Annotated in this window: 6 protein-coding genes; 3 read left to right on the top strand and 3 right to left on the bottom strand. The window is 58.3% G+C overall.

Going from position 1 to position 13,966, the window contains the following annotated elements; genetic code table 11:
• Genes AC1D2Q_RS15130 through AC1D2Q_RS15120 form a run of 3 tightly spaced genes read left to right on the top strand, consistent with a single transcriptional unit; the run spans position 1 to position 11,143 of the window.
• Entirely contained in the window at positions 1 to 3,831 is a 3,831-nt protein-coding gene (locus AC1D2Q_RS15130; protein ID WP_477813702.1) for a Tc toxin subunit A-related protein, read from the top strand.
• Positions 3,828 to 8,357: a SpvB/TcaC N-terminal domain-containing protein gene (locus tag AC1D2Q_RS15125; protein ID WP_477813701.1), complete on the top strand. Its 4,530-nt coding sequence runs from the start codon at positions 3,828 to 3,830 to the stop codon at positions 8,355 to 8,357. Before AC1D2Q_RS15130 ends, AC1D2Q_RS15125 begins: the two co-directional genes overlap by 4 nt.
• Positions 8,354 to 11,143 (top strand): RHS repeat-associated core domain-containing protein, encoded by a 2,790-nt coding sequence (locus tag AC1D2Q_RS15120; protein ID WP_477813700.1) that lies wholly within the window; start codon positions 8,354 to 8,356, stop codon positions 11,141 to 11,143. The genes AC1D2Q_RS15125 and AC1D2Q_RS15120 overlap by 4 nt, the downstream gene beginning before the upstream one ends.
• Positions 11,144 to 11,155: 12 nt before the next feature.
• Here AC1D2Q_RS15120 and AC1D2Q_RS15115 read toward each other — a convergent pair whose 3' ends face one another.
• The 3 genes from AC1D2Q_RS15115 to AC1D2Q_RS15105 form a co-directional block, all read right to left on the bottom strand.
• On the bottom strand, positions 11,156 to 11,524 hold the full coding sequence (locus tag AC1D2Q_RS15115) for a glyoxalase superfamily protein (protein ID WP_477813699.1): 369 nt from the start codon (positions 11,522 to 11,524) through the stop codon (positions 11,156 to 11,158).
• A gap of 120 nt (positions 11,525 to 11,644) precedes the next feature.
• Positions 11,645 to 13,102, bottom strand: a complete 1,458-nt coding sequence (locus tag AC1D2Q_RS15110) for an N-acyl-D-amino-acid deacylase family protein (RefSeq protein ID WP_477813698.1) — start codon at positions 13,100 to 13,102, stop codon at positions 11,645 to 11,647.
• Position 13,103: 1 nt separating this feature from the next.
• Positions 13,104 to 13,964: a MurR/RpiR family transcriptional regulator gene (locus tag AC1D2Q_RS15105; protein WP_477813697.1), complete on the bottom strand. Its 861-nt coding sequence runs from the start codon at positions 13,962 to 13,964 to the stop codon at positions 13,104 to 13,106.
• Positions 13,965 to 13,966: the final 2 nt, after the last annotated feature.

Genomic DNA, 13,966 nt, shown 5'->3' with positions numbered 1-13,966 from the left:
ATGTCTGTTGCAATTGAAAAACAACTTAACGAAAGCCTGCGTGATGCGCAGCTCGGGCTCTATCTGTCGGCGATCGCTCCACAAGACGCGACGCTGAAAGCCTTGAAGATCGCAGAGCACCTCAAAACGGCCGATGACCTTTACCACTATTGGCTGCTTGATGTACTGGTCAGCCAGGACGTGCCGACCAGCCCGGTAGCCTGCGCGATTGCCAGTCTTCAGCAGTACATCAACAGTATTCTGGCCAACATGGAACCGGGTTATCACACCGCGCAGATTCCAGCCGACCAGGTCGACACCTGGCGCACCGTCATGCATCACTATCAGACATGGGCKACCAATCAGCGTCTTTACTATTTTCCGGCTGCCTACCTTGATCCAACGCTGCGCAAGACCCGAACCGCAAGCTTCGAGCAACTGGAAAACGACCTCAACCGCAATCAGCTCACGGCCCAATCCGTGCAAACGGCGGTGCTGGCCTATCTGAACAGACTCGAGGAAGTGGCCAACCTGAAAATCGTCAATGGCTATATCGACGGCAGCGATTTCGCCAACAGCACTTACTACTTCATTGCCAGATCCCGTGCCGCCAACACGTGGTATTGGCGCTCGCTGGACATGGCCTGTCGCCCCTGCGTACCCGGCTCCCGGACTGCCAAATATGATGCCCCGGAACCGCAAGCGTGGTCCGACTGGCATCGCATCAATCTGCCTGTTTCCGACAGCACCATTGAACACACCATTCGCCCGGTCATGTTCAACAATCGCTTATATGTGATCTGGGCTGAATGTATCTATCAGGATCAGGCAAGCAATGAAGATAACAAGAACAAAACCTTTCCCTTGTTTCGTCTGAACATGTGTTTCAAAAAATATGACGGGAGCTGGAGTACACCGCAGACATGCGTGCAAGGTTACGGTTCGGACGAAGCCATTAAAGGCCGGAACTTGGCGAAGCTGAAAGAGATCACAAGAACCATCGCGACCTGTGATCAATCGTCCGCCTCACTCTGCGTTGTTTTGCATATCGGTGAATTTGAGCGCGAAGATTTTAATATTCCATATGTCGACTTCTGCATGTCGCTGGTGATCGACAAAGATTCTTTGATCACTTCAAAGGTATTGCCTCGCAAAAACTTGGATGCCATGCAAGACGAGACGCTTATTGCACTGCTGGAGCGCTGGCCATCCTCCAAACCGCAATTGCTCCAATGCAGTTTCATCACCGCCAAAACGTCAGCGCCAGATATCAAGTCACGTCTGGACCGCACGTTAGGTACGACAGAATTCATCGACTTCAAGGAGTCTGAAATAACACACAGCGAGGTCCCGAAAGCCCCGCCTCGCCAACCCATTCGAATGAACATTACCTTCGCCAGACACCTGATCGAACGCGCCGAAGACAGTATGGACACCTTGCTGAGCTGGTCCTCTCAGCACCTGCAAGAGCCCCCCCTAGAAGACGGAAAACCACCTGAGCAACTGGACTTCTACGGCGCCTACGGTCGCTACTTCGTCGAGTTGTTCCTCTACCTGCCCTGGTTGGTGGCACACCGTTTTAACCAGGAGCGCCAATACGGTGAAGCCGAACACTGGTTGCAGTACCTGTTCAATCCGGCCCGAAAAGCAGCCAGTGGCAGCAACCCTGATTACTGGAACGCGGTGCCAGTGATCACCGGCACATCCTCCAAACCCGGCCAACCCAGCTACGCCCTCCAGGGGCCACAGGATCCGCACCAGATTGCACTGAGTCATCCCGTGCACTTTCGCAAAGCCCTGTACATGCTCTACCTCGATATTCTGCTCAATCGCGGCGACACCGCTTACCGGCAACTGTCTCCCGACAGCCTGACCGACGCGAAGCTCTGGTATCTGCGCGCACAAGATCTGTTGGGGCCGCGACCGGATATCAGGCAAACCGATCTATGGGCAACACTCACGTTGAAAGCATTCAGCGAGGAGCCCAATACAAAACTGCGCGAGTTTGAAAACACCTTGGGGGAACAGGGCATGCACCTCCCGACAACTAGCGCTTCTGAGCAGGTCCCTCCAGTGTGTATCCGCCCTTACGTCCATTCACATTCTGGCCACGCGATTGACGCGCCACATTCACGTTTGCCCTTCAACCCCGTGTTGCTTCCACGCTGGGAAAAGCTCGAAAGCCGCCTGCACAACCTGCGGCATAACCTCGACATCGTGGGGCGCCCCCTGAGGCTTGCGCTCTTCGCGGCCCCAGCCGCTTCAAACAAACAGCTCGGCGCCAATCCTGCACGCGCTGCGGAGCCCGGACTGGCCCAGCGCCTGGGCACCGAGATCCCGCCTTACCGTTTCAGTACCCTGCATGCCCATGCCCAGAGTGCGGTAGACACGGTGATCCAGTTCGGCGAAACGCTCATGTCATTCATCGAACGCAGCGAGCAAGCCAGCTATCAGGAACTTCAGCAACAGCACATCTGGGATATCGCCACCCTTGCGGTAGACCTGCAGACCCAGGCCCTGAAGATCGATCAGAAAAACCGGGAAGCACTATTGGCCAGTAAAGCCATCGTCGAGAACCGCCGTGATTACTACAGTCAGCTGGTCAACGAGGTCGTCAACCAGGAAGAAGTGACGGCCGCCGCTTTCCATCTGGAGGGGCGTATCGCTGAAGCAGGCGCCCATGCCGCTCATGCCGGTGGTCAGGGCCTGAAAGTGGTTCCCAACATTTTTGGCCTGGCGGACGGCGGGGCGCGCCTTGAGGGCGGCGCGCTCGCCATGATGGCCATGGCGCAAGGGGTGGCGACTGCAGCCTACGGCGCGGGCGAAGCCCTGGAGCGTGCCGCACAGTATCGGCGCCGCCACCAGGATTGGACCCTCGCCCGCGACCAGGCAAAGCTCGAAATTGCCCAGATTGATGCACAGCTTGCGGTAGAGGTTGAACGAGAGACGGCTTCTCGACTGTTGCTGCAACAGACTCAAACGTCGCTGGCTCAAGCCCGGACCGCCTACACTTTACTGAGCCAGCGCTTCACCAACTCACAGCTTTACCAATGGTTCACCCACCAACTCTCCAGCTTCTACTACCAGGTGTATGACTCGACGTTCTCTTTATGCCAGTTCACCGAACGCAGCTGGCGTTACGAAACGGCCGACAGCACCACTCAAGCGTTCTTTCAGAACCAGAGCTGGAACAGCACCTATCGTGGGCTTGGCCCGGGCGAGCGAATGAAGCTGGGATTGATGAAGATGAAGAATGCCTGGCTGCTGGGCAACGAGCGCGAGCTTGAAATCCGCAAGACCGTTTCGTTACGCCTGCTCCATGCGAAAGAAGAGATCAGGGAAAGCGTCACGGATACACCTGCATCTGCATCTGCGTCTAAGCAATCAATCAATAAACCTTGGGAGGACATTAAATCCACCCTGATCAAAAACGGCTCATGCGAATTCGAGTTGACGGAGACCCTTTTTGAAGACGATTACCCCGGGCATCGTCTGCGCCGGATCAAGAGCATCAGCATTTCCCTGCCGGCCGTCCTCGGCCCTTATGAAGATATCCGGGCCACGCTGACCCAGACCAGCAGCGAAGTTTTCTTGCCCGGCCCTGACAAGAAGAGCATGAAAAATCTGCGGGCCAACCAGCAAATTGCCCTGTCGACAGGTGTCGACGACAGCGGTCTGTTCACCCTCAGCTTTCAGGATGAACGCTACCTGCCTTTTGAATACACCGGCGCGATATCCCAGTGGCAGTTGTCATTCCCTAATCATACCGCTCAGAAAAGCATGCTCGAATCCCTGACCGATATCATCGTGCACGTGCAGTACACGGCCAGGGCAACTGGAGGTGCGCAATGAACGAACACGCCGCCCTCCCTGTCACCCCTCCTGCCTTGCCAAAGGGCGGGGGAGCGATCCAAAGCAGCGGTAACGGCCTGGGGGCAATCGGCTCCCACGGGACCGCTTCCTGCGAGATTCCGCTACCTGTTTCACCAGGTCGTGGATATGCCCCGGCCCTTGCCTTGCGCTACAGCAGTGCTCAAGGCAACGGGGTTTTCGGCCTGGGTTGGAAACTGTCATTGCCGATCATCTCCCGACGCACCCAGCTGGGCGTTCCGGCCTACACCCGTGATGACTTGTTCCTCGGTCCCGACGGCGAGGTCTTGATGCCTGAGCGGAACCGGGCAACCGGCGTCATTGAATCCCTCCAAAAGTATTGCAGCGACGGCACACAACAGGTGAAACACACGGTCGTGCGCTATCGCCCCCGCATCGAAACCACCTTCAACCTGATCGAGCATTGGTCCAGCACTACGCACAAACCGGGTTTCTGGCTGATACGTAACGCCGACGGCAGCCAGCATCTGTTTGGAAAGACGCGATCGGCACGCCATGCGGATCCCGATGCGCCCTCGCGGGTGGGCGAGTGGTTGCTTGAAGAGAGCATGAACCCTCATGGCGAGCACATTGTGTATGAGTACAACGCAGACCCGGCCTCGTCGCAGGGCCCTGCCGACGCCCGTGCCCAGCGTTACCTTGGGCGGATACGCTACGGCAATGTCGAAGCTGACGCTCAGCTGTACTTATGCACAGACGCCGGACTCAAGGATGTACGTTGGCACTTCGACCTGTGCTTCGACTACGGTGAGCGCAGCACCGCACTGGATGAAAAACCTGCGTATCGGGCAACAAAACCGTCGCCGGTCCGCAGCGATCCCTTTTCGGATTTTTCCTATGGGTTTGAGCTGAGAACCCGACGGCTATGCCGGCAGATCCTGATGTTTCATGACTTCCCCGATGAACCATCAATGGGCCCCGAGCCGGTGCTGGTCCGCCGCACCGTGATCCAGTATCGGACCAGCCCTCATTCCTATAGCTGCCTGAGCGCAGCACTGGACCAGGCTTACAGCGAAAACACCGACGGTCTCCGCCCGCCCCTCGAGTTCACCTACACCGACTTCCCTCTTGAACCTGGTGCTCAGCGCTTCAGACCATTCGAGGCGCTGTCCGGGCTCAATCATCAACAGCGCTTTCAGTTCGTCGATCTACTGGGGGAAGGACTGCCCGGTGTGTTGCACCGTACCGACAAAAGCTGGTGCTATGGCCAACCGATGCGCGATGACAACGGAGGAGATTGGGTCACGTACAAGGTGTTGAGCGAGCTGCCGCAATTGCCGACAGCCGATAGCCGCAAACCCACCCGACAGTTTCTCGGCAACCTCAATGCAAACGGTCGCCCGGACTGGATCCTGGCACAACCGGGGCTCAGTGGTTTCTTCACACTGAAACCCAACGGCACCTGGTCGAACTTCACCTCGCTTGACGCCGTGCCGACGGAGTTCTTCCATCCTCAAGGGCAACTGGCCAATCTGATGGGCGCCGGGCTCAACGACCTGGTGATGCTTGGCCCGCGCAGTGTTCGGCTGTATGCCAACCAGCAAGGCGCGGGCTTCGCCGCTGCAACCGAAGTCGATCGCGGGGCTGATGAGGATGACCTGCCCCTGCCCGGTAACTCATTCAGCGAACTGGTGGCCTTCAGTGATCTTCTGGGCAGCGGACAACAGCATCTGGTCCGTATCCGCCATAACGAAGTGAAATGCTGGCCCAACCTCGGTCGCGGGCGCTTCGGCAAGGGCCGGGTGATCGCCACGCCGGAGCTTTCATTGGAAGAGTTCGATGCCTCACGTCTCTTGCTCGCAGACCTGGACGGCTCGGGAAGCGCCGACCTCATTTATCTGGAACCCCACTGCGCGCGCATTTTCATGAACCTGTGCGGCAATGGCCTGAGCCCGGCGATCGACGTGCCATGGCCCACAGGTTTGAGCTATGACCGGTTCTGCCAGGTCAACGCCACCGACCTGCAAGGACTGGGCTGTTCCAGCCTGGTTTTAAGCGTACCGGGGGCAACGCCTCGGCATTGGCGATGCGATTTCGTCAGCACCAAACCCTACTTGCTGCAATCGACCAACAACAACATGGGCGCCGGCGGCAGCATCAACTATCGCAGTTCGGCACAAGAGTGGCTGGACGAAAAAAAGCAGGTACTCAAAAACAAAAGACCGGCGGTTTCACGCTTGCCGTTTCCGCTGTTTCTGGTCAAGAAGCAGATTCGATTCGACGAAATCACCGGCAATCAGCTGACCCAGGCATTCAAGTATCGACGCGGTTTCTACGACGGCGCCGAACGCGAATTCCGGGGCTTCGGCCTGATCGTTCAAACAGACAGTCCTGCACGCCGTGGTGGTGATCAAGAGCGCAATCCGCAGACCGCACCGACACTGACCAAAACCTGGTTCCACACCGGCAACGAAGTCGATCCCGTTATCCATGATCGAGATTACAGCGACGAAAAAGCCGTACTGCTCAAAGGCACCATCCAGAACCTGGGAGAAAGCTGGACACCACGCGGCGACCAGCATGTCCCGGCCAACACCTGGTCTGGAGCCCGCCGGCGCGAAATGGCCCGGGCGCTGAATGGACGTATCTTGCGGATAGAAGTTTACGGCCAGGATCAGGGCGACAAGTCAAAGCTCCCGTACTCGGTGCAACAACATCGCTACAAGATCAACGAACGCAAGGGCGTGGGCAGGCACAGCCCTTATTCGATCCTGCACCCGGTACTCGTTGAGTCGATTCACTATCAGTACGAGCGCTTCGCGCAGGATCCGCGCTGTACCCACACGATCAATCTGAACTGGGACGCCTACGGTTACCTGATCCACCATCTGGAGATCAGCTATGCCCGGCGCACGACAGCGCTCGATACCTGCCCGTTCACCGATACCTGGGAGAAAAAATGGTGGGTCGACGCCCATGACGAGGCCCAGCAGTTCTATTACCTGACCGAACATAAAGCCCAATTCATTCACATCAACACCGCGCAGAACAGGCGGCTGGGCCTGCCTTATCTGCGACGTACGAATACTCTGAAACTGCCGAAAGCACCGCTGGCCGAAGGCCTGGAACCTTCTGCCATCAACCATGAGGCACTGCTGATCCGCAGTGCTACGGCTGCATGGAAAGCACGTCAGGTCCTGAGCGGCCTGTCTTTGCATCGGTATAGAAATCCTGATGCCAGTGGCCCCTTGGCGGATGGGCAGGCCAGTGTCGAGGCGTTGCTCGATCACACGGAAACAGCCGAACTCAATGAGGTGGCGTTGAAGGTTTACGACGTACTCAAACCGCTGGCCCCCTCCTTTGATTTGACCCGACGCCTGGAAGACGCCGGCTACAAGAAAATGCCCATCGCCTTACCGGGCGACAGCGAGTGGGATAAGCAAGGCAAACTGTGGTCGGTCCGACGCCACTTCGTCACGTACAAAAAACTGGATGGTTTTTTCAAACCACTGAGTGTTAAGCAGAGCCCGCAACACGGGCCAACCACCTTCACCCATGACCGTTACGGCTGCCTGACCACCAGCATCAAACTGCCGGACGACTGCACGACCACCGCTTCCAATATTGATTACCGAATACTTCAATCCACTCGGATCACCGACGCCAACAACGTTGTTCAGGAAGCCTCGTACGATGCATTCGGACAGGCTCAAGCCATCAGCCATTTCAAAAGCAGTGACGATGGCACTATCGGGTTCTCCCCGCTCTGCACCTATATCCGGCGCTTTCACGACCGGCCTGACCTCGCTATCGAAAACCCGGACCAGGCATTACAACAAGTCGCCAGCGCTTACTTCTACGACGCGTTCAGCTGGATGGGACGCCTTGCGTTCACAACACCGCAAGAACAGGCCTGGAGCAACGAGGCAATTGCCATGGGCGATCTGCTGCCCGGGGGGCACATCCGCGCCAGCACCCGTGCGCGTCTGGCCCGTAGCGGCATCAAGAAAACACCTTATGAACAAGCACTGCAGACAAAGATTGAAAGCGTGCGGCGCGAGCCGGTCCACTGCGCCACATTGCAGGCAGATCGATACCTCAACGATTGCGAAAGCAAAAAAATCCGCATCGGCGTCGAGTGTTGGGATGGCTTTGGCCGGTCGTTGCAAAGCAAACAGAAAGCCGGGCCAGGAACAGCTTTAGCGGTCAACCAGGACGGCACATTGAAGTGGGTAGACGACAAACCGCAGGAACACGAAGTCGACCTTCGCTGGCGTGTCAGCGAACGCACTGAATACAACAACCAGGGCCTGGTGACGCGTACCTATCGGCCGTACTTCAGTGACCGGCACCGCTACATCAACGATGAATCCCTGCGCCAATCAGGCCTTTGCGATCAATATTTCCATGACCCCCTGGGGCGACTCATTCGAGTCATCAATGCCAAGGGTGACGAACGCCATCACACCTGGCACCCCTGGTACTCCATCACCGCAGACGAGAACGACACCCAGCCCGACCCGCCAGCTCAAGGAGGTGCGCAATGAGCGTCAATGTTCATCGCCACACCCCAACCCTGAACGTCATCGACGGCCGTGGACTGGCGCTGCGCGAAGTCCGCTATTTGTGCAATGAAGCGATCACGACGCCGGAAGCCCGTATCACGCGTTACCAGCACGACATCAGCGGTCAGACCGTTGAGCACTACTCGCCCGCAGCCCCGGTCGGCTTGACCACCGCAGACTCGAGGCAAGTCAGCAGCCTGTCGGGGGCCACGCTCCTGATCGACAGCATCGACGCCGGCAAGCGCCTGACGTTTTTTGGTGAAGCCGGCCAGGCGCTGGACACGTGGGACTCGCGCGGTAGCCATTGGCAAACCGACTATGACAACCAATTACGCCCAATAGCGATCCACGAAGAGGCCGCGCAACAATCCCGTCAGGTCATCGAGCGTTTCACGTATGCCGCCAGCGCAACCAACGATGGGAAAACCAACCAGTGTGGACGGATGATTCGCCACGATGATCCGGCGGGCAGCGTGCTTTTTTCCGAATATGACCTGACGGGAAAGCTGCTAAGCCAAACGCGCCATCTGCTCAAGGATCAGCACGCCGCCCACTGGCCGGAAGATCTCGATGGGCGCAAGGGACTGCTCGAAAGCGGCACCGGCCATACCACCACTTGGCGCTACGCTCCGACCGGTGAAGTCCTCGAGCAAATGGACGCCAGAAGGCATACGCAACGCTTCTGGTTCGATGTCGCCGGTCAATTGGAGAAAGTCACCCTGCAACTGCGTGGCACGACTCAACAAAGGCTGATTCTCGATCAGGCCCGCTATAACGCGCAGGGTCAGATTGAATCGCAGGTGCTGGGGGGCAAGATCACCAGCGCGGCGGATTACACGCCTGAAAACGGCCGCATGATTCAGCGGAGCATTTCACGCTCAACCGCCCACATTCTGCAGAAACTGCATTACGCCTACGACGCGGTCGGCAACGTGTTGAGCGTCGAAGACCACAGCAAATCCGAGCAGCACAATGCCAACCAGCTTGTAAAACCGGGCAGCGCTTATGTCTATGACAGTCTGTACCAGCTGGTTAAGGCAACGGGACGAGAAGAGCAGGGAGCGAGCATCCACGCGGCGCTTCCCGCCTGGGCCTCCAGCCCGAGTGACCGGAGCCGGTTGCTCAATTTCACACAGTTCTACACCTACGATGAACGCGCCAACCTGATCCAGCTTCAACATCAGCGTGAGGGCAACAATTACACTCACCAGATGCGCATCGCCCCCGACAGCAATCGTGGACTGTCTTGGAAAACAGATGATCCGCCACCCGACTTTGCGACTGGCTTCGATGCCAACGGTAATCTGCAAGCCCTGCAAACCGGGCAACCCCTGACGTGGAATGCGCGTAACCGATTACAAAGCGTGACCCTGGTGGAGCGTGCAGAGCAGGAAGCCGATACGGAAAGCTACCTCTACGATGGCAACGGCCAGCGTGTTCGCAAACGACAAACCCAAAAGGCCCGCGCACTCACCCATTGCCGCGACGTGCTTTACTTGCCTGGCCTGGAAATCCGCGAAAGTACGACGGAAAAACTCGAGGTCATCACTGTTCAGGCGGGAAACTGCAGTGTTCGATGCCTGCACTGGGGCCTGGGAACACCGTCCGCCATCAACAATGATGCATTGCGCTTCAGTTTCGATGATCACTTGGGGTCCAACACCCTGGAGCTGGATGCCGAAGGCAATCTCATCAGCGAGGAAGGTTATTACCCCTTTGGCGGCACGGCGTGGAGAGCGGCGCGTAATGTGCTGGAAGCTAAATCCAGAACGATCCGTTACTCGGGCAAGGAGCGTGATGCCAGCGGGTTGTATTACTACGGCCAGCGCTATTACGCACCGTGGTTGCAACGATGGATCAGCCCGGACCCGACGGGCACGGCGGACGGGTTGAACCTGTATTGCATGGTGGGGAACAACCCTGTGAGATTTGCCGACTATCAAGGGATGGGGCGCGATGACTTGGCAAACGTTCCCATAGTGCTCGACTACTACGATCGGTTTTCAGCGAGAACCGTTTCGATGACCGATGCTTCGCGACAGTTTACAGAGGCAAAAGAAACGGCATTGGCAGAACTGAAAGCTAAATTCCCCAACCGCAAGCATGCTCTGTCGAACAAAGAGATCACCAGCATCGAAGCTGCCAATCCAACGTTCAAGGCCTATTCGAAAAAGAAACTGAATGAATACACCGCACATGCAGCGGTCACTACGGCAACCGGCAGCTTTTCGTCCTGGGAGCATTTCAACTTCCCTGAACATCTGGGGGACGCGCCCTATCCGGGGGTTGTCATCTATCGCAACCCTTTCCCCTCCTCTACCGAGTCATCGGATTTGGGTATCTTCGAAGTCACCCGGCCAGAAGCTTATATGGAGCAGATTGAAAAAGATTACGCCAATCATGACGCAACCCTGCACCCGACATTGGCCAGGGATATTCGCGACCATTTAGGACACTCCGGTCATCTATTCCCCATCAAATCCGGTACTCCCGGACGCCATGCCGAAGTCCGGAGCAGGAACGCGTTGCTCCACAATCCCGTGGGCGCAAGCGCTCTGCCTGAAAACATATTTGTGATGACTCAACGACTCAAGGGGGTACCCGATTCCCGGCAAGCCACCGATTTCCCCACCTGCATGAACTGCAATGCCTTGATCCCAAGGGACATCAACATCCCCACCGGACGACTGGAACCCATTGACTACGCCGCGCATGTGCAATCGATGCGGTCATCCAGAACCCATTACCTGCGCGCCGCCAACCCATAAGTTGGTGTTGCTTTATATGCAGATCGCGTTGGTAAACACCAACCGATTCCCGAACGGATCACTGATGGTCATGTCCTGGCTTCCCCAGGGCATGGCCTGAATCTGTGGGTGCGCGAACGTGTATTGCTTGGCCAACAACTGCTGCTGGAACGCCTCAAGCTCATCGGTCTCGATCCGCAAGGCCGAACCCGGCGTGCTGTCGCCATGGTGCTCGGACAGGTGCAGCACGCATTCGCCACGGGAGATTTGCAGGTACAACGGTAAACCTGGCTCGAAACGATGCTGCCAGTCGACGGTGAAGCCCAGGAAGTCGATGTAGAAATCCAAGGCCTTGGCTTCGTCGAAAATCCGCAGGATCGGGGTGGTTTTGCCGAAGCTCATAGGGTTGCTCCCTGACTGAAAAGACACCCAGTGTAGTTGGGCAGGATGTCAGCGCTTCGGCTTGGCGATGGCTTTCTTTAGTCGCAATGCGCCACCAGTGTGACTGACACCTCGGAATGGTTACTGAAACCCGTCACACAGATCCCCTTCCCGCGCCAGAAACCGTCCTTCCCGTTTCCCGTTCGCCTGGCCTTCGCTGTAACTCAACACACCGTTGACCCAAACACCTTCAATCCCCTCCGCCGCCCGTTGCGGGTCAGTGAAATCCGCCACGTCGCGAATGGTCACCGGATCGAACAACACCAGGTCCGCCCAATGCCCTTCGCGGATTTCACCCCGTTTCTTCAAGCCAAAGCGCGCCGCCGACAGCCCGGTCATTTTGTGTACGGCGGTGTGTAATGGAAACAGCCCGACGTCGCGGCTGAAATGCCCGAGCACCCGTGGGAATGCGCCCCATAAGCGCGGATGCGGGAACGGATCTTCCGGCAATCCGTCAGACCCTACCATCGACAACGGATGGGCGAGGATTCTTCGTACATCGGCCTCATCCATGCCGTAGTACACCGCGCCGGCCGGTTGCAGGCGGCGGGCAGCTTCGAGCAAGGGCAGGTTCCATTGCGCGGCGATGTCCATCAGGTCGAGGCCGCCCAGTTCCGGGTGCGGCGTGGACCAGGTGATGGTGATGCGATGGGCGTCGGTGACTTGCTTGAGGTCCAGCGTCGAAGAACTCGCCGCGTAGGGATAACAATCGCAACCCACCGGATGAGATTTCGCAGCCGCCTCAAGCGAGGCCAGCAGTTGCGGACTACGGCCCCAGTTACCGGCACCGGCACATTTGAGGTGGGAAATGATCACCGGGGATTGCGCATGCCGGCCGATCTGGAATGCTTCGTCCATGGCCTCTAATACCGGTTCGAATTCGCTGCGCAAATGGGTGGTATACACCGCACCGAATGCCGTCAGTTCTTCGGTCAGTTGCATCACTTCGTCGGTGGATGCCGAGAATGCACTGGCGTAGGCCAGACCGGTGGATAAACCCAAGGCGCCGGCCTCAAGACTTTCACGCAGTTGCTCGCGCATCGCGCTGATTTCATCGGCGGTCGCCGTGCGAAACAGGTCGTCCAGGTGATTGCTGCGCAACGCGGTGTGCCCCACCAGCGCGGCCACGTTCAGTGCGGTGTTCGCCGCTTCGACGGCTGCGCGATAGTCGCTGAAGCGCGGATAAACGAACGCCGCCGCAGTGCCGAGCAGGTTCATCGGGTCCGGCGGATCACCGCGCAAACTCACCGGCGATGCACTGATTCCGCAATTGCCGACGATCACGGTGGTCACGCCCTGGCTGAGTTTGGGCAGCATCTGCGGCTGACGAATCACCACCGTGTCGTCGTGGGTGTGCACGTCGATAAAACCGGGTGCCAGCACGCGGCCGGCGGCGTCGATTTCTTCGCCGGCGGAGGCCTCGTGCAAGTCGCCGATGCGCGCGATGCGGCCATTCAGAATCGCCACATCAGCGGGGTAACCGGGGGTGTTGCTGCCATCGATGATCAATGCATTACGGATCAGCGTGTCGTACATCATGTCAGTCTCCCAGCGGCAAGTGATCGTCGCCGCCGCGGTAATCGTCCAGGGCCAGTTTGATCCGCCGCAGACGTTCTTGATTGTCTTCAGGCCTGGCCAGCGCCAGCTCGGTGGCGAGCACGTCGATGGCCAACAACATGCCGTAGCGCGCCGCCGTGGGTTTGTAGATGAAGGACGTCTCGGCGCTTTGCAGCGGCAACAGAACATCGGCCAATTGCGCCAGCGGCGAGCCGGCCCGGGTGATCGTGAGAATTCGTGCGCCGCAGCTGCGCGCCAGCTCCACCGCTTCGAGCAGCTCGGGCGTAATGCCGGTCAACGAGCAGGCGATGACCGCGTGTTCGGCACCGAGGCTGGCGGCGGTGACGCGCATCATCACCGGGTCGTGGCACACCGCAATCGGGTAGCCGAGGCGCACCAGGCGCACTTGCAGTTCATCGCTGCACAGGGTCGAGCAGCCGCCCATGCCGAAGGCGTGAATCATCCGCGCCTTGCCCAGCAACTTCACCGCATCGGCGAAGCGCGACTCTTCGAACGCTGCCAGGTGCTCGCGCAAGGTCGACTCGATATCGCCAACGATCTGCCCGTAGAACGCCGACTGTTCGGGCGTGCCCGCCGGGTCGAGAAAGCGGCTGCCGACGCCGCTGGCCTGGGCCAGTTGCAGGCGCAAATCCCGCAGGTCGCGGCAACCGACTGTGCGGGCGAATCGCGACAGCGTGGCAGTGCTGACTTCCGCTCGCTGCGCCAGCTCATCGAGGCTGGCGGAGGCGGCAAATCCTACGTCGTCGAGCATCAGCCGGGCGATGCGTCCTTCACCGGCGCTGAAGGATTCCTGACGGGCGCGGATCTGATAGAGGATGTCCATGG

The organism is Pseudomonas sp. P1_A1, from assembly GCF_056406935.1.
Note: the sequence above shows the minus strand (reverse complement) of the source record. Positions and strands in the feature narration are given on the sequence as shown.